This window comes from Variovorax sp. Sphag1AA (genome assembly GCF_014192575.1).
GTDB lineage: Bacteria > Pseudomonadota > Gammaproteobacteria > Burkholderiales > Burkholderiaceae_C > Variovorax.
Genome location: NZ_JACHYC010000009.1, coordinates 60319 through 78574, shown reverse-complemented (window position 1 = coordinate 78574; position 18256 = coordinate 60319). Strand labels below are relative to the sequence as shown.

12 protein-coding genes are annotated in these 18256 nt (G+C 66.4%); 7 read left to right on the top strand and 5 right to left on the bottom strand.

Going from position 1 to position 18256, the window contains the following annotated elements:
- Positions 1 to 7 precede the first annotated feature (7 nt).
- Genes FHW64_RS30085 through FHW64_RS30065 form a run of 5 tightly spaced genes read left to right on the top strand, consistent with a single transcriptional unit; the run spans position 8 to position 3655 of the window.
- Positions 8 to 679 carry an RraA family protein gene (locus FHW64_RS30085; RefSeq protein WP_184532255.1) on the top strand — a complete coding sequence of 224 codons (672 nt, stop codon included), beginning with the start codon at positions 8 to 10 and terminating at the stop codon, positions 677 to 679.
- A 5-nt stretch (positions 680 to 684) separates the two neighbouring features.
- The gene (locus FHW64_RS30080; protein WP_184532253.1) at positions 685 to 1359 is read left to right on the top strand and encodes an RraA family protein; all 675 of its coding nucleotides are present in this window, start codon (positions 685 to 687) and stop codon (positions 1357 to 1359) included.
- 5 nt (positions 1360 to 1364) lie between these two features.
- On the top strand, positions 1365 to 2027 hold the full coding sequence (locus FHW64_RS30075) for an RraA family protein (RefSeq protein WP_184532251.1): 663 nt from the start codon (positions 1365 to 1367) through the stop codon (positions 2025 to 2027).
- Between the two features lie 11 nt (positions 2028 to 2038).
- Positions 2039 to 2830, top strand: coding sequence for an enoyl-CoA hydratase/isomerase family protein (locus FHW64_RS30070; protein WP_184532249.1), 792 nt, complete (start codon positions 2039 to 2041; stop codon positions 2828 to 2830).
- 45 nt (positions 2831 to 2875) lie between these two features.
- Positions 2876 to 3655, top strand: a complete 780-nt coding sequence (locus FHW64_RS30065) for an SDR family oxidoreductase (RefSeq protein ID WP_184532247.1) — start codon at positions 2876 to 2878, stop codon at positions 3653 to 3655.
- Between the two features lie 388 nt (positions 3656 to 4043).
- Here the strand turns inward: FHW64_RS30065 and FHW64_RS30060 are convergent, their stop codons facing one another.
- Positions 4044 to 4532: a hypothetical protein gene (locus tag FHW64_RS30060; protein ID WP_184532245.1), complete on the bottom strand. Its 489-nt coding sequence runs from the start codon at positions 4530 to 4532 to the stop codon at positions 4044 to 4046.
- 956 nt (positions 4533 to 5488) lie between these two features.
- Positions 5489 to 6613 (bottom strand): helix-turn-helix domain-containing protein, encoded by a 1125-nt coding sequence (locus FHW64_RS30055; RefSeq protein WP_184532243.1) that lies wholly within the window; start codon positions 6611 to 6613, stop codon positions 5489 to 5491.
- Between the two features lie 228 nt (positions 6614 to 6841).
- On the opposite strand from FHW64_RS30055, the gene FHW64_RS30050 reads away from it, so the two are divergent.
- On the top strand, positions 6842 to 8506 hold the full coding sequence (locus FHW64_RS30050) for an alpha-keto acid decarboxylase family protein (RefSeq protein ID WP_184532241.1): 1665 nt from the start codon (positions 6842 to 6844) through the stop codon (positions 8504 to 8506).
- Between the two features lie 51 nt (positions 8507 to 8557).
- Here FHW64_RS30050 and FHW64_RS30045 read toward each other — a convergent pair whose 3' ends face one another.
- Together FHW64_RS30045 and FHW64_RS30040 are read right to left on the bottom strand one after the other, a co-directional pair.
- Positions 8558 to 8950: a VOC family protein gene (locus FHW64_RS30045; RefSeq protein ID WP_184532239.1), complete on the bottom strand. Its 393-nt coding sequence runs from the start codon at positions 8948 to 8950 to the stop codon at positions 8558 to 8560.
- A 7-nt stretch (positions 8951 to 8957) separates the two neighbouring features.
- Positions 8958 to 9911 carry a LysR family transcriptional regulator gene (locus FHW64_RS30040; protein WP_260306499.1) on the bottom strand — a complete coding sequence of 318 codons (954 nt, stop codon included), beginning with the start codon at positions 9909 to 9911 and terminating at the stop codon, positions 8958 to 8960.
- Positions 9912 to 10055: 144 nt separating this feature from the next.
- Between FHW64_RS30040 and FHW64_RS30035 the strand changes: the two genes are divergently transcribed.
- On the top strand, positions 10056 to 16904 hold the full coding sequence (locus FHW64_RS30035; RefSeq protein ID WP_184532237.1) for an autotransporter outer membrane beta-barrel domain-containing protein: 6849 nt from the start codon (positions 10056 to 10058) through the stop codon (positions 16902 to 16904).
- 168 nt (positions 16905 to 17072) lie between these two features.
- Here FHW64_RS30035 and FHW64_RS30030 read toward each other — a convergent pair whose 3' ends face one another.
- Positions 17073 to 18149: a LacI family DNA-binding transcriptional regulator gene (locus tag FHW64_RS30030; protein WP_311733401.1), complete on the bottom strand. Its 1077-nt coding sequence runs from the start codon at positions 18147 to 18149 to the stop codon at positions 17073 to 17075.
- Between the last annotated feature and the right edge of the window lie 107 nt (positions 18150 to 18256).

The window sequence follows — 18256 nt, the reverse complement described above, 5'->3', positions numbered from 1 at the left end:
CGAACACATGAGCGATCCGAACGTACAACGCCTGCGCCGACTCGATGTCTGCGCGGTTTCCGACGCGCTGGACAAGCTGACGCTTCCGGGCGCGGTGACCGGACTGCCGCAGCGCAGCGGCGCAGGCCGCATCGCTGGCCGCGCCGTCACGATGAAGGTGGGGCCGGGCACACCGCCGCCGGGGCCGCCGAAGCACCTCGGCTGCACCGCCATCGAGCAGTCAGGCCCTGACGACGTGATCGTCGTCGAGCAGCGCTCGGGGATCGAGGCCGGCTGCTGGGGCGGGCTGCTTACGCTGGGCGCCAAAGTGCGCGGCGTGGCCGGGGTTGTGGCGGACGGCCCGCTGCGCGACGTCGACGAGGCCATGGCCTACGAGTTTCCGATCTTCAGCCGCAGCCTGACCTCGCGCACCGCGCGCGGCCGCGTCGTCGAACTCGGCGTGCAGGTGCCCGTGACCATCGGCGTCGCCGCCGGCAACGAAGTGGCGGTATGGCCCGGCGACTACGTGCTTGCCGACAGGAGCGCCGTCATCTTCATCGCCGCCGCGCACATCGAGAGGGTGCTCGACGCGGCCGAGGCGATCGTCGCCAAGGAAGCCGCCATGGCCAAGGCCATCCTCGGCGGAACGCCCATCGGAGAGGTGATGGGCGGCAACTACGAACACATGCTGGAGCAGTGAACACCATGGACGCAAAGACCGAGACCACCGACCTGAATGTCGCGCGCGCCGCGCGATTCGACACCGCAACCCTGAGCGACGCACTCGACAAGCTCGGCATTGCGGGCCAGTGCTACCGCGTCAAGCCGCGTGACAACAGCTTCCGCATGGCCGGACGCGCATGGACGCTTCTCTACGGCCCGGCGGGCAGCCCGCCCGGCACCGTGGGCGACTACATCGACGACGTGCCGCCGGGCAGCGTGATCGTGCTCGACAACGGCGGCCGCGAGAACGCGACCGTGTGGGGCGACATCCTCACCGAGATCGCGCACCGCCGCGGCATTGCGGGCACCGTGATCGACGGCGTCTGCCGCGACACCTACCTGTGTCGGGAACTGGGCTACGCGGTGTTCAGCAAGGACCACTGGATGCGCACCGGCAAGGACCGCGTGCAGGTGGAGGCGACCGGCGTGCCGGTGAACATCGGCGATGCGCGCGTGGCACCCGGCGACATCGTCATTGGCGACTCGGACGGCGTGATCGTGATTCCGAAGGAGCACGAGGACAAGGTGCTGCAAGCCGCGGAAGCCATCGATGCGGCCGAGAGCCACATCCGAGAAGCGGTGCGCGGCGGCATGCGGCTCGACGAAGCGCGCAGGCAGTTCAAGTACCACCAGCTCCAGACGCGCCAGGACGCATGACTCGCATGAAGAAGCACGACCCGGCCCTCACCACCCGTCTGGACTTCGAGCGCCTGAGCCCCTCGCTCGCGGCCGACGCAGCGAGCCTGCCCACCGCGACGCTGCATGAAGCGGGCAAGAAGATCGGCGCTTTGCCTTCGGCCATCCGTCCGGTGGCACCGCACTTCCGCTTCGCGGGCTCCGCGCTCACCGTGCATTCGCCTGGCGGTGACAACCTGTGGCTGCATCGCGCACTCGATGTCGCTCGGCCGGGCGACGTGCTCGTGGTCTTCACCGGCGGCGTGTACGAACACGGCTATTGGGGCGAGATCATGACCACCATGGCCAAGGTTCGCGGACTCGCGGGACTCGTCATCGACGGTTGCGTGCGCGATGGTGTGCTGCTCGGCGAGATCGGCTTTCCGGTCTTTGCGCGCGGTCTGTGCATTCGCGGCACCGGCAAGGACTTCGGCGCCACGGGCTGGATCAATCACCCGATCACCATGGGCGAAGTCATCGTTCAGGCGGGCGACCTCGTGGTGGGCGACTTCGATGGCGTAGTCGCCATTCCACAGGCGCGCGCCGCCGAGGTGATCGCGGCTGGCAGGAAGCGTGAAGACGAGGAAGCTGCCATCCTGCGCCGACTGGAGGCTGGCGAGAGCACGCTGAACGTCTACGGCTGGCAATGAAAGCTGCGTGCATGGTTTCAACTGAATCAATGCCTTCGTCCGAGCCGCTCCTGTCGGTGGATGGCTGCGTCGCGACCCTCACGCTCAATCGACCCGCGCACCGCAATCGCCTGGAAAGCGGCGACTTGCGCGCGCTGCTGCGCCATTTCGAGCGCATCGACGCGGACACCACCATCCGCGTGGTCAAGCTGACGGCCAACACGCAGGGCCAGCCCCGGCCGGTGTTCTGCGCGGGCTATCACATCGGCAGCTTCGACAGCGAAACCGAAGACCCCAGCCTGTTCGAGCGAGTGGCGGATGCGCTGGCGGCGTTGCGTCCCGTCACTGTCTGCGCGCTGAACGGCAGCGTGTACGGCGGCGCCACTGATTTCGTGCTGGCCTGCGACCTGTGCATCGGGCTGGCGGGGATCGAATTCCGCATGCCCGCGACCGCACTGGGCCTGCACTACTACCCGGGCGGACTGCAGCGCTATGTGGCGCGGATGGGCTTTGCGGGTGCCAAACGTGCGTTCCTGACCGCGCGCCCATTCACGGCCGAAATGCTGCTGCGGATGGGGTGCCTTGAGCAGATTTCGGAACCGTCGGAGTTCGCAGGCGTTGTCGATGGTCTGGTCGACGAAGTCTCGAACCTTGCGCCTCTTGCAGTCCAGGCCACCAAGCGTTCCCTGAATGAGATAGCAGCCGGACAGGTTGATCTGGCGGGCATGCGGGCGCGCGAGTCGTTGACTGCGGAAAGCCGGGACTTCGCCGAAGGCCGCGCCGCATTCCAGGAGAAACGCCGACCTCGATTTACCGGCGCATGAAGGCCTGCCGCATTTCAACAAGCGGATTCTGAACAAGGAGACTCGATGGACCTGGGGATCAAGGGCCGCAAGGCCGTCGTCTGCGCATCGTCACAAGGCCTTGGCCTTGCGTGCGCCATGTCACTCGCGCGCGAAGGCTGTAGGGTCTGGATCAACGGACGCAGCGAGAGCAAGCTGGAGGAGGCCGCAGCGCAGGTCGAGGTACTGACGGGTCATCGTCCTGCCATCGTGGCTGCCGACATCACCACGGAAGAGGGTCGCGCCCGGCTCGTCGCGGCGTGTCCGGAGGCCGACATCCTGGTCAACAACAACGCGGGCCCGGAGCCGGGCAAGATCTCAGACTGGTCTGCCCAGGACTGGCGCGATGCGGTGGAGGCCAACATGCTCGCGCCCATCATGCTGATCAGGGCGTATGTGCCCGGCATGCGCGCGCGCAGGTTCGGCCGCATCGTCAACATCACCTCGGCGATGGTGAAGTCGCCGCACGCGATGATGGGCCTGTCGGCCGCGGTGCGCGCAGGGCTCACCGCGCTCAGCAAGTCGGTGCAGAACGATTCGGTCGCCGACAACGTCACGATCAACAACCTGCTGCCGGAGCGCTTCGATACGGATCGCCAGCGCTTCATGGCGGAGCGCATGTCTCAGCGCGACGGCATCACGATCGACGAGGCCCGCAAGTGCATCGCCGACACGATCGCCGCCAAGCGCTTCGGCAAGCCGTCCGAACTCGGCGATGCCTGCGCCTATCTGTGCAGCGAGCAGGCTAGTTTCGTCTCCGGCCAGAATCTGCAGCTCGATGGCGGCTCATATGCTGGATTGATTTGAGAATGCTGGGCCGGCGCTCTGTACCCGGATCGCATTTGCCGGTGGCAAGTCGCCATTGACGAGCGCGTCGGGCGCGATCATCCAATCCGACCATTCGAGAGTTCACGCTCCTTTGCGCCCTCAAGAACAACGGAAGCAAAAATGGGCCCGGTTTCCGTGATCGCCTCGAATAGGAGCCTGAAGGGAACTGTTTGCTCCTTGCTTGCAACACCCGTCGCCTTACGTGCGGGCAGAATGAATTCCTCTGCTCACATGCTGGAACTGATCCAAGCATCAGCACGCACCCGAGGGCGCGAAGTGCACCACGTTCACGCGGTTGGACATTGGAGCGGCATTGGCTCGAACTGTGTGCCTTTCGCGGGAAAGGCGGTTGGTCTGCCTGCAGACCCTACTGCGGTTCAGTCCGCTTCAGCACTCGCGAGATCACGTCGCGCCACTCCTGCTCAACCAGCGGTGAATGCGTAGGATGGCTCGACCAGTAGTCTTCCACATAGCTACGGTTGAACAGCGACCGACACCCACGAACCGCATAGCTTGGGTAGCCAAGCCAGGGGTCCTTCGAAGACACGAAAACCATGATCCTGTTCTTGGGGTTCGGATCCCAGAACTCCGCGCGGGAAGACTTGCAATCCATTCCATGGATGAAAACTCCCGCCACTTCCGCCTTCAGGCCTTGCACGACACGGCCACCCTCGCTGTGACCTGACACGTAGATTTTCTTGAACCCCTCATCCTTCAACCACTGCACCTGGCTTTCCAACTCCATGCGACGCGCCTTGATGCGCGAAGGGTTGGATGTTTCTGGCCATCCGTCGGGCTTGGGATAGGGTTCACAGGACGGCTCCCGGCCCTTCACCTTCAAGAAGTCCATCATCACGACGTTGGCGCCTTGCTTCGTATAGAAGGCGCTGAGCGAGCTATCGTCTAGATACTGCGTGAGAGGCGCACCGGAAGACCCGTCTGGACTCTACGCCGCTTTGGCACGCAAGAACAGCGCCCATCATCGCAACGAAGTTGACGGGATTCGCCGATCGGTCAAGACATTGAGGGCGGCCACAGCGGCCGCGGCTGCGGCGAACGAGACGGGGCGTCGTTGGCTGTTTCCAACTCTGCGGACCCGGTAACTGGTCGAGCAACTCAAGAAGTGCGGTCGCAAAGTCCGTTCCCTGTTCTAGCTGTCGAGAGAGCGCGTGTAATTTGGTCGGCGGCCGCGATCCGTCGACAAGAATCCTCATCTGCCGGATTCCGAGACCCAGCGAAACACGTGCGCCTCCGCGGTCAAGTCGGCGATCGACTCGTGACGGACGAGGACGGAATTTGGCTGCCGGCTCGCCGCACTGGCCATGACGGCCTGCGGAACCACGAGACTGGCCACCTGACCGTGCGCGTGCCACCTCTGCGTCGCCGGCGGGCTGCCGTGCCAGCCCTGGCCCTGGGTGCTTGAGGCTCCGGCCCCTCGCTGGCAAGGCTGATCCACCGCGACCTCGTCTTGAGAACAGGAACCTCGAACTCGCCAATCATTCGTGCGCCTATTGGGCTCTGGATGGCAAGCTGCTGCCGGCCATCTTGGGCGGGATCAGGAGGGGCCGATGCGGAAAAATGAACGTCGGGCCGCGAGACTGCGGCCCTGATCGTCGGAAGCTGACGAGAGACAGATGGTTGAGCGACAAGCGCATGGAGTCGAAAATCCACGTTTACGACTTCGTGGGTTCCCCCCGACGTTGCGGTTAGAAATGATGGCCCTTACCCGCCGTTTACGCTTTTATTGGCCGAGAACAGAAGGGGCGAACCTTGCCAGGCGGAGGCGCCCATACCATCTACTGGGCCTTCAAACTAGTCGCGCAAAGAGCGAAGCCATGCGTCTACCGATCGAAGCGACCGTGCGGGCGACGCTCCCACCACGCTCGTTAGGACGCTATGACGTCTAACCTCCGAGGGGGGATAACCAAACATCTCACGAAAGCCGCGACTGAAGTGCGCAAAGGCCTGAAATCCGTGAGCCTCTGCAACGCGTTGGACCCGCAGTGGTCCGGTCGAGCGAGCAAGGGCGGCGTGCACGCGCAAGAGTCGCCGCTCCTTTATGTAGGAGCTTACCCCGCCCAACGGCGCAAACAGGCGATAGAGGCTGCTGCGCGAGAGTTGAAAGAATTTCGCGACCGAGGCCACGGAAAGCGTCTCTTCGTTCAAGTGGAGTTCGATATGGCGGCAGGCCTGGCGCAGCAGGGTGCTCTCGACGGCTGGGTGCGATGCCTCGTTGATCCGGCGCGAGGTCGCGATACTCGCCGCGACCAGTGCGATGGTCGCCGCCGTCATCGCGGCCGCCTCGTCGGGCGCGGTGCGCGGCAGGTGGCGGATCATGGTGTGCAGGTGGTCGGCCAGCACATCAGCGGCCACTCCCCGGGGTACAGTGCCGTGCAGCGGCATCGGATGCATCAGGCTCTCGTCCAGCATCTCGCGCGGAATGTACAGCACGATGTTCTCGGCTTTGTCGCTGTCGACGTGCAGGCATTCCGGGCGCGCCATGTCGGTGATCAGGAGGTCGCCGGGCGCCATCGTCATACGCCTGCCGTCGTCGAGGTCGCAGTGCTGGCGGCCGTCCACCAGCAGGGCGATGCGGTAGTGATCGATCTGATCGTTGAGCACGTGGCGCCGCGTGCGGCGATGGACCTGCGATCCCATGCTCAATTGCAGTGCGACCAGTTTGCCCAGGTGCCAGGCCCTGCCATGGCTGGTGAACTCCGCACCGATCGGACGCAGCGGCGTCTCGACATCGCAGGTGCTTACCATCGAGCGCCAACGCGCAAGGCGCTCACCGGCGCGCCATCGCGCGACGTCGAAGGAGATGTTGGGAAGCGAGGACGCTGGCGCAGGCATTTCGCAAGTGCCGCTTAAGCGGTCGTCGTCAACGACCGGCGTTTCGTGCAGGGACGAGGATGTCCCGAAGTCATCGAAGCTCATGGCTTTGAACTGTTGGACCTGTGGTGGGCGAACTATGGCTGCAAGGCGCGTTCACATCCAATGCTGATGGAATGTCTGCGCGATGCCGCCGCGGCATCGCGCATTGCAGCGACGAGAGACGCCTGAGTCGATGGATCAAGATTTGGGACGCACGGACATGTACGCAAGCCGCATCCGGACAGACCATCGAAGCCTCGGCCTCGCGCCGCATCACTTTCGAGGTTTTCCATGACACGTACCGTGATCGAGCATGTGCTCGACCGTCTGGCCCAAATCGGCGTCACCGACGTCTTCGGCGTGCCCGGTGACTATTCCTTTAGCGTCTGCGACGCCATCTGCCACAGCACGGGCATGCGCTGGATTGGTTGCTGTAACGAGCTGAATGCTGCCTACGCCGCGGACGGCTATGCTCGCGTGCGAGGCGTGGCCGCCTTGTGCACCACCTATGGCGTCGGCGAACTCAGCGCACTCAATGGCGTGGCGGGCGCCTACGCGGAGCACCTGCCGGTGTTCCATCTGGTCGGCACGCCCTGCATGGCCACGCAAGGCGCGCGCGCCCTCATGCATCACACGCTGGGCAACGGGGACTACGAGCTGTATCGCCGAATGAGCGAGCCGGTCGTCTGCGCCAGTGCCGTGATGACGCCGCAGAATGTCGTGTACGAGACGGAGCGTCTGATCGCCGAGGCGCTCTACCACCGTCGGCCGGTCTACATGGCATTTCCGGCCGACCTGGCGAATCTGCCGGTGCAGGGCGAGCTTGCGCCTTTCGAGTCGCCCCGCAGCAACCCGGCCGCGCTTCAAGGCGCGACCGAGGCGATCGCCGCGGCGCTGCAGGAGGCGCACTCCGCCTGCGTGCTGCCGGGCTTCCTGGTCGGCCGAAGCGGCGCCGTCGAACACGTACAGGCGTTGGTGGACAACGTAGGCCTGCCATGGGCGACCATGTTCATGGGCAAGTCGGTGCTCGACGAATCCCACAGCGCTTATCTCGGCCTGTACGACGGTGCCTTGATGAACCCGGAGGTGCGCGCTTTCGTCGAAGGTGTGGAGCGGGTGCTGGTCATCGGTGCGCCCATGACCGACTTCAACACCGGCGGATTCACAGCGCGGCTGGAACCTTCGCGCGTGATCACCATCGGCCACCATCGCACAACGATCGACGGCCGGACTTTCGACAACGTGGAGCTTGGAGAACTGGTCGCGGCACTCGCCGAACGCCTGCCGCGACGCCATTGGCCACGCATCGCGCATCGGGAGCCCGAGCAGAGCTTGGGCCAGGGCGCCGATGCCATCGACGTGCAGGCGCTCTATCCGCGCCTCGCCAGGTTCATCCGCGAAGACGACCTCGTGATCGCGGAGACCGGCACGGTGTCCATGGGCTTGGGATTCGCGAGGCTTCCGCGCGGTGCGCAGTTCTTCAACCAGACGCTCTGGGGTTCGATCGGCTGGGCCACACCCGCTGCGTTCGGTGCGCAGATCGCGGCGCCGGATCGCCGCGTGGTGCTGTTCACTGGCGAAGGCTCGCACCAGTTGACCGCGCAGGAGATCAGCCAGTTCGGTCGGTTGGGGCTCAAGCCCGTCGTGTTCGTGCTGAACAACGATGGCTACCTGATCGAACGGCTGCTGTGCGACGAGCCCGACATTGCCTACAACGATGTCGCGCCCTGGCGCTACACCGAACTGCCCCATGCGTTCGGCTGCAATGACTGGCAGAGCGTGCGCGTGAGCACCTGCGGCGAACTCGATGATGCGCTGGCGATGGCGCAGCATGCGCCCGGCGGGGTCTATGTCGAGATCGTCACCGATGCGTTGGCCGCGTCGCCGCTCGCGCAGAAGCTCGGAGACGCATTGAAGGCGATGCGCAGGGAGCCCTCGGCCAAGGGCGCTTCCTGACGGTGCAGCGGCTCTGGCGGGCCGCAAGTGCGCCGACGGCCGCCCGTCGGCCTACTTCATCTTGAAGCCGTTTTCCGCGATCCCCGCGGCCAGGCCCAGCAGTGAGTCGCCCACCTGCACATTCAGGCCGTCGGGGTCGCGCACGTGGAAGCTTTCCAGGTCCTTCTGCGGATCGAGCCCCTGCGCCAGCAGGTGCGTCTTCAACGCCTGCTCGTCGTAGTGCTCCACGCCGAGCATGAAGTGCGAGATGGTGCCGGGGTTCGGGTCCTCGCGCAGCACCAGCATGCCGGTTCCGAAGCCCAGGAGCACGCTCGACGCGGACTGCTGGATCACCGAGAGGCCGAACAGGCGGCAATACCACTCGGCGGACCGTTGCAGGTTCGACACCGAGATGGCGATGTGGTTGACGCTGACGGCCTTTTGAGTCTGCTGGAAATCGTTCATGGCACGACTATGTTCGAGCCGGCCGCTTCTTTCCAATGCTGATGGCGTCGTGTCGCGATACCGCCGCGGCATCGCTCGCGTCGCGCACCGCGTGCACCACGTTGACGAATCGATTCAGTGCCGCGTTGGCCTTGTCGGGCCGATGGACGAAGGTGAAGGGCATTGGCACGGACACATCCGCCAATGGCCGGAATTGCACCAGCGCAGGCGGCCGGCCGAGGTTGGACGCATTGATGATGGCTGCGCCGATGCCTGCGGAAACGAGCGACAGCACGGCCGTGTCCGTCACTGCCTCCTGTACGATGTCGAGCGTCAGGCCGGCACCGGAACATGCAGCCACCAGCCGGTCGTGGAACAGCGGCTGCACATGCCGCGGGAAGGAGACGAACGGCCGGCCGTTCAGCGCGCAGGCCCGTACCGGCTGGCCCTCCTCGGGCAGGGTCCAGTCGCGGGGAGCGGCCAGTACGATGTCATGCGTTTCCAAGGGGATGGCTCGCAGCGTCGTCGGCACGGCGTCGAAAACGTACAGGAAGGCCGCGTCGATCTCATCGGCATCCAGGGCCTTGAGTTGCGCTGCGGTGGGGCCGGGACGCAGTTCCACGACGACGTGGGGCGCGGCTTCGCGGAAGGCCGAGATGATGGCGGGAACGAACCCGCTCCAGCTCACGGCCTCGACCATGCCGATGCTGAGTTTGCCTGTACTGCCTTGGGCCATGTCGCGCGCCGTCTTGGTCGCATGCGACAGGGCCGCCAGCGTGCGGTGCACTTCGCCGAGAAAGACCTCGCCGATTGGCGTGAGCGTCAGGCCGCGCGGCAAACGTTCGAACAGTGGCGCACCGATTTCTTCTTCGAGCGCCCGGATCTGCCTCGACACGGCAGGCTGCGCCACATGCAAGCGCTGCGAGGCGGCATGCACCCCGCCGCTCTCGGCGACGGCGACGAAATACCTGAGGTGTCGCAGTTCGATGATGGCGCTTGCTCCTGGGGCGCGGCGGCGATGCCGGCTGGTTGCGGAGTATCGATGATCCTTTGCTGAATCCACAGCGCATGTCTTGGGACAGTACGTGTATGGCTTGCGACGGCTGCGCTTCCTAGCATCGGGCGGATGAATGAGACCATCCTCCAGAGCCATCTTTCCGGCGTCGCTCGGCCGGGGCGTTCACGGCTCATCCCGACCTCCGAGCGAGTCTTTGCGGCGCTGGCTGTTGCACTGCCGGTGCTCGCGGCAAGCGGTCATGCCATGGCCGATGACGGGACGGGCTGCAGCGCCACCAACGGCCAGAACTGCGTGATCAATTCGACCGGTGGTACGGGCGGGCAGAACAGCAATGGCAGCGGCCAGGGCGGCGGAAACCCATCGCCAGCATCGATCGACCGCACGTTCACCGACACGACGACTTACATCGCCTCTGACGGTAGCTATGGGGCGATCGACTTCCGGTTGATCGGCGGGAACGGCGGAGACGTGAACTCGGGAGTCGCCGGGCATGGAAAGGACGGCGGCGGTGGCGCAGCAGGTGGCGCGATCACCGTGAACGTCGGTGGGAACGTCACCACGCAAGGCAGCTATGACGGCGGCGTGCAGCGCTACATGAGCCAGGGCGGCACCGGCGGACAAGGCGGCGGCCATGACACGCTGACCGGCCAGTCCGGCACTGCCGGGACCGGCGGTGCTGGCGCAATGGTGCAGGTGAGCACCAGTGCGACCGTGAGTAGTACGGACGCCGCGACCAGCGGCATCGTGGCGCTGTCGCTCGGGGGCACCGGAGGCGCCGGTCAAGACGGGGGCACCGACTTCTTCGCGCCCTATGCGGGCGGCGGCGGTTCGGGCGGATCCGTCACTCTCGATGTGGGCGGCACGGTGAACACATCCGCGACCGGCGTGTACGTTCGTTCGCAGGGCGGACAAGGGGGGCAGGGGCCCAACGACAACGCAGGTTCCCAGCAAGCCGATGGACGCAACGGCGGTCAAGGCGGCGGAGCGAGCACCGTGAACGTGACCATCGCGGCGCAGGTCAGCGCGACGGGTGCCGGCCAGAACGGCATCGACGCCGGTTCGAACGGTGGCATCGGCGGTGCAGGCGGCCACGCCCAGGAGGCACCCCAGGCGATCGGCGGCAACGGCGGCAACGGCGGCAATGGCGGGACGCTCAACGTGGTGCTGAATGGGGGTGCCCAGGTCAACGGAGCGGCGGTAGGCGTGCAGGCGACGAGCAATGGAGGAGACGCAGGCAGCGGTGGCTACGGCAACGGCAGCGGCCTGAGCTCGGGCGGCAATGGCGGCAGCGGGGGCATCGGCGGCCATGCGGGCACGGCGACCGCAACGATCGAAGGCAACGCGCGGGTGACCGCGGGGCTGCAAGGCGCGGCGGTCTACGCCAATGGTGGCCAGGGCGGTGCGGGCGGTGCCAGCCAGGCCGCTGGGACCTCGGGCGGTAGCGGTGGCGCGGGCGGCGATGGCGGCGCGGCCAATGTCAACCTCGGCCCCGCGAGCGTCATGGGGGCATTGAACTCTGCCGTCACACCCGTCTCGGCAATCGCGGCTGGCGGCAATGGCGGTGCAGGCGCCGCGGCATACGGCACTTCGGGCGCACAGGCCGGGAGTGGCGGCAACGGCGGCTCGGGCGGCATTGCCAACGCGCATGTCATCAGTGGCGGCACCGCCGCGAGCTTCGGCATCGACAACCCCGCGCAGACGGCCAACGCGATCCCAGGCGTGCTGGTCCGATCCAATGGCGGTGCCGGCGGGGCTGGCGGCGATGCTTCGGCGCCGCTCGGCGCCCAGGGTGGTGGCGCAGGCTTTGGCGGCGCCGGAGGCTCGGCGACCGCGCTGATCGACGGGACAGTTTCGACGACTGGTACGGCAGCCCATGGTGTGCTGGTGCAAAGCGTGGGGGGCGCGGGCGGTGGCGGCGGCGAAGCAGCAAGCCTGTTCTTCTCGCAGGGCGGCGCCGCACACAACGGTGGCGCGGGTGGCACAGTCACGGTGGGCGGGAACGAGGGCACCGTCCAGACAATCGGGAGTGGCTCGGCGGGCGTGCTGGCGCAGAGCATCGGCGGTGGCGGCGGCAGCGGAGGCAATGCGCTCAGCGTTGGGGTTGGCGTGGCGGTGGCCGTTGGCGGCAACGGCGGCGGTGGTGGCGATGGCCAGGCAGTGCGCGTCGGGCAAGTGGTCGGTGACGCCAGCACCGCCGCGATGAGCGACACGGTGATTACGCGCGGCGCACAGGCTGCCGGCATCGTCGCGCAAAGCGTTGGCGGTGCAGGCGGTCATGGCGGCAATGCGGTCTCGATCGGCACCGAACTGGTTCACCTGGTGATCGGCGGCGACGGCAAGGGCGGTGGCGCCGGCGGACAGGTGAGTGTGAACAACGCCGGACTCGTGACCACCTTCGGCACGCGCTCGGGCGGCATCCTGGCCCAGAGTATTGGTGGTGGTGGAGGCATCGGCGGATCGACCTTTGCGGTAGGCGCCGACGTGCTGAACGCCGGCGTGGCGGTGGGTGGGCAAGGTGGCGGCGGCGGAAGCGGCGCCAATGTCAACCTGAACAACGCCGCACAGGTCACGACCTACGGCAACGACGCCTTCGGCCTGTCGGCCCAGAGCATCTCGGGCGGTGGCGGTCATGGCGGTGCAACCACTGACGTGGCCGTGTCGCTCGGGGTGGGGTCCAATTTGCCGTCGGTGGCCATCGATGTGGCCGTGGGCGGTGCGGGTGGAGCTGGAGGCAATCAGAGCCAAAGCGTGGTCGCGCTCAACAACAGTGGCTTCATCTCCACGGCGGGAGAGGGTGCCCTCGGCCTTGTCGCTCAGAACATCGCGGGCGGCGGCGGCACCGGCGGGGACTCCTCCGCACTCTCTTACGCCTATGGCAACGGCGCGACGGTGTCGGTGGCTGTGGGCGCGGGAGGCAACGGCGGCGCCAGCGGTACCGGCGGCGCGGTGAATGTGAACAACAGCGGACTGGTACTCACGATGGGTGGCTCGAGCCATGCGCTCGTGGCGCAAAGTATCGGAGGCGGCGGTGGCGTCGGTGGTGCAGGCGATTCCTCAGCGCTGGCTTCGGGCACGGATTCGCGGGGTGTGTCAATCGGCCTGTCCGTCGGCGGCCAGGGTGGCAGTGGCAGCATCGGCGGCACAGTCACGGTGGTCAACAACGCCGGTCTGGGAACGAGCGGCGACGGTGCGCGCGCCATCCTCGCGCAGAGCATCGGCGGCGGTGGCGGCGCGTCCGGTGGCGGCACGGCCGTCGCCAACGGCCAGGATCTTTCGCTGGCCGTGACCGTTGGTGGCAACGCAGGGTCGGGCGGCAACGGCGGCAGCGCCACAGTGACCAGCAGCGGCCCGCTGGTGACCAACGGTGCCGACGCGGACGGGATCCTTGTGCAGAGCATCGGCGGCGGCGGTGGGCTTGCAGGCAAGGGCTCATCGAGCGCCGGGACGGCGGCCACGCCGGGAGCCACCGCGACTGCGCTGCTCGGGAGCATCACGAACGGGCTGGGCATCGGCCAGAACGGCGCGACCCAGGTTGCAGACAAGGTCTTCAAGGTCCTCGACAGCGCCCTGAATGACATCAACAACGTCAAGCAGTTGCAGAAGGCACTGGGCGTTGGCGGCGGAAACGATCCGACGGACTCGCTCGCCGTTGCCGACAACGGGGGCGGTGACGACGACAGCAACGGCATTGCCACCGGGCTGCAGCTGTCGTTGACCGTCGGCGGCAAAGGTGGTGCCGGCGGCAATGGCGGCGCGGCCAGCGGCACCAATTCGGGCAACGTCCTCACGGCCGGCGCGCGCGCCGATGGCCTGATGGTGCAGAGCATCGGTGGCGGCGGCGGTGTGGGCGGCGCCTCCACCTTCTCGGGCACCATCGGGCAGAACTCGACGGCGAACAACTCGCTGACGCTGGGGGCCAACGGCGCCGCCGCGGGCGCCGGCGGCAGCGTCAGTGCCACGAACACCAGCGGCGCTTCCATCACGACCTCGGGCGTGCTGGCCAACGGCATGGTTGGCCAGAGCATCGGCGGCGGCGGCGGAGACGCCGGTGTGCAGGGCAACACCGGTGGCGCGCTCATCAACATGTCCGTCGTGGTCGGCGGCAAGGGCGGAGCGGGTGGCAACGGTGGTGCCGTGGCGATGGACAACGAGGGCACGATCACCACCCAGGGTGCCTACGCGTCCGGGATCGTTGCGCAGAGCATCGGCGGTGGCGGCGGAACGGCCAGCGTGCTGACCAGCAATGCGGCAACGAGCGGACTGAATCCGATGCAACTGAGCCTGGGCGGCCGCGGAGGCGCGGGCGGCGACGGCGGCGCGGTGACGATCAGCAGCAGCCTCAGCAGCAGCGCGTCAACTCAAATCAAGACGCAGGGACAGGGAAGCATTGGCGTTTTGGCACAAAGCATCGGCGGTGGCGGTGGCTCGTTGGTGACGACCGACGGCACCTCGGGCAAGCTGTCCGCCACGGTCACGTTGCCGCTGGTCCTGGGCGGCAGCGGCGGCGCAAGCGGCAACGGCGGTGCCGTGACGATGAACCTGGGCCGTCCCGGCATCACGGCCGGCATCTCCACCAACGGACAGGATGCGCACGCGGTCCTGGCCCAGAGCATCGGAGGTGGCGGCGGATTTTCGGCAGGAACCTCCAACGTGCCGACGGCCCTGTCGACGCTGTTCGGCTCAGGGACGCACGAGGGCAGCGGCGGCAGTGTCGCGATCAATGCCACGGCCGCCCGCATCTTCACCAATGGCGACGGCGCCGCCGGAGTCTTGGTCCAGAGCATCGGCGGCGGCGGGGGGCTGTTCGGTGCGGTGTCGCAATTCAAGCCCGGGAGTGCGATTCAGGCGACGCCGGTGAGCACAGGCGGGCAGGGCGGCAATGTGACGGTGAATCTCACCGGTTCGATCATCTCGACCGAGGGCACTCGGGCGCATGGCGTCTTCGCCCAGTCGTTCGGTGGAGGCGGGGGCCTGCTCGGCACCAGCGACGGCAACGGCGTGGCGTTTGCCGGGGCGAGCCCGTACGCCGGTTGCACCGGCAGCGCCTGCACCGGCGCGATCAACGTTTCATTGGCCAACACGACCTTGATGGTCGGTGGCCCAGAGTCCTACGGCATCTACGTGCAAAGCCGCGGCAACGGTGTGAACGACACGACCATTTCGCTCGACAGCAACAGCTTGGTGAGCACGGAGGACCCGGCGGGGATCGGCATCTTCGTGGACGGGGCTGGCACCAACCAGATCAACAACAGCGGCCTCATCAGCGCGATGAACGGCGCTGGCGTGGCGATTGCCGGCAACCAGCCGGCGACCATCAACATCACGGGCGGGAACATCTCGGGCTCGATCCACCTGCCCAAGGGCAGCAGCACCTTGACAAACGAAGCGGGCGGCACATTGAACGCGGGCAGTGTCATCGAGCTGGGCAACGGTGGCCTGCTGAGCAACGCCGGCACGCTGGAAGTGGGCGGAGGCGCCTTCGGCCAGACTCGCGTGCATGCCCGGCTCGAACAGTCCGCCAGCGGACGTACCGTGATCGACGTGGACACTATCGGCCGGCGCAACGACGCCATCGCGGTCGATGGCAGCGCGAGCTTGGCCGGCACGGTGAAGCTGCGTCCGACCACACTCTCGCCGAGCACGTTCACCGTGCTCAGCGCGACGCAGGGCCTGACGGTGGACCCCGCGCTGAAGGTGCTTGACGGCGGCGGCAATCTGCTGTTCGGCTATCGCACCACGCTGGGCGGCGCGGCGGCCCCCGGCGCGGCAACCGGCGCGTTGGCCAAGGCGGACGATGGCGCTACGCTCAGCGTCACGCCGTTCAGCAAACTCGGCACGGCGGCGGTGCTCGGCGGCCTGGGCGCCAACCGCAATGCCCTGGCCCTGCATCTGGACTCGGGCTTCGGTGCGGGCGTGACGCCCGCGCAAGGCGCGGTGTACGCGCAGTTGTCCACCCTGACTTCGCTGCCGGCCTACGCGCGCGCGTTGGACAATCTCTCGGGCGAGCTGCTCCAAAGCGCCAGCCTGACGCGTATGGCCGGCAGCATCTCGCTGACCGAGCGCATGAACACTGCGCGCTGCGCTGGCCCCGAGACCATGGGCGAGCTCGCGCCGGAGGCCGATTGCAACTGGGCGCGCGTCGTCGACAGCCGCACCACGCGCAACGCGACAAGCGACGAACTCGGCTTCCGCCTGTCCGACACCGGCCTGCAAGCCGGCCTCCAGCGGCGGATTGGCGGGAACTGGTTCGCAGGGGGCGCGATCGCCTATGTGAGCGAGCAACTGCAGGCCAACGGGGTGGACCACCGCATTGATGGGAACAATCTCTCGGTCGCCGGTGCGCTGAAGTACGCATCCGGACCGTGGACCATCGCGGGCTCCGCCGACCTGGGATACGGTCGCTATGACGACGCCCGTCAGATTGCCTTTGCCCAGATTCACGCACAGGCCAGGGGCGAGTTCGACATGTGGCATGCCGGCCTGCATGCGCGAATCGCCTACAGCGTCCCAACAGACGGGTTCTACCTGCGGCCGTACCTGGACCTGCACGCCGTGCGCGTTCGAACCGGCAACTACGCTGAATCGGGCGCGGGCGCGCTCAATCTTCAGATGGACAGCAACGCACAGAACTTCTTCGCGGCCTCGCCGATGCTGGAACTCGGCAGCCACCAGGTGACGATCGGGGGCGCGGATCTGCGTGGGTTTGCGGCTGTCGGCGCAATCGTGGCGAGCGACGGTCGCGCGACGGGCCAAGCGCATTTGCAGGGCTGGGCGGGCAGCTTCGGTGTGCCGCCGTTCGAGGCCGCGTCCAGTGTTCCGTCCCGGCGCGCCAAGGTCCAACTGGGTGCCACACTGGCATTGGGCGGGGGCAAGGAGCTCACCTTTGCGTACGACGGCGAGTACGCGAGTGGATACCGCTCCAATGCCGGCATCCTTCAGTTCAGGTACTTGTTCTGACGTGTCTCCCACTCCAGCAGTCGTGCCGGGGTGGGAAATTTTTCAGGAAGGAACCGCTGAAGATGCATCTCTTCATTGCGACGTTCGGCTACTCGCAATCACCTTCGCTACGCAGCGACTCTTCCAGGCGTGAGCTTGGGCTCTGGCGCAGATGCGGGAGATCCCGGTTCAGCCGCCGTAGTTGCCGCTTTTCAATGGCCCGTTGCGCCGAACTGGTTTGCGGGGAGGAACGGATGTCCCGCCCACGTCGTTCGCGGGCGACGCGGCGATGTCTGGCCCGGAATGCGGACGGCGACTGTTGGTCACCTGCTGGGTGGATGATCGAACCACAAGCGACGGCGAAAGCACAATGTTCCGCAACGGCTGGTCTTGCCGGCTCATCGTCTGCAGGAGAAGTTCGGCGGCGGTTGCGCCCATCTCCTCGAAATCCACACGCACCGTGGTCATGGGCGGGGATACCAGGTCAATGAACGGCATGTCGTTCTGGCCCACGATCGATACGTCTTCCGGGCAGCGCAAGCCTCGCTGTCTCAGTGCGTCGTACGCGCCAAGTGCCAGCAAGTCGGACGCGACGGCAATGGCCGTGAGATCGGGAATGCGATCCAGCAGCCTGAGTGCTGCCGTATGTCCTCCTTGCCGATCGAAGGAGGCAGCTTCTTCAATGAACGCCTTGTCCGTGTCCAGTCCATGCGCAGCCTGCGCGAGCCGAAATCCTGCCAGACGAAGATAGCCGGTGGACAGATCCTGCGGACCGGCGATGTGTCCGATCTTTCTGTGACCCAGACTCACGAGGTGGTCCACAGCCAAGCGCATGGCCTCGAGATCGTTGGTGACCGCAGCCGATAGCCGCGAATGCTCTTCGGCCCGGTTGACGAGCACCGCCGAGATTCCGTTGTCGACGCAATAGGTAACCAGCGGATCCTGCCGATGTGCGGTCGCGAGGATGAGCCCGTCCATGCGGCGGGACGAGAGCTCGGAAACAAGTTCCAGTTCACCGGCGGTGGTGTTGCCCACTTCCACGGTGATGACCGAATACGATTCGCGCTTGAGCCGCTTGGAGAGCCCTGCAAGCATCGGTGCGAAAACCGGACTTCCGATGTTGGGCACCACGAACCCGACCATATGGGACGTGCCGCTGCGCAAGCTGCCAGCTGCAGTGTCGTAGTGGTAACCAAGCTTCGCCGCGGTGGCCAGGACCTCCTTGACCACATCCGCGCCGATCATCGACCTTGTCTTCGGGTTCATGGCCCGAGAGGCCGTCGAAAGATGAACGTTCGCTGCGGCCGCAACCTGCCTGAGAGTGACTGCGCTCCTTTGCTTGGCCTTTGTACCTGTCATACGTCTATTACATC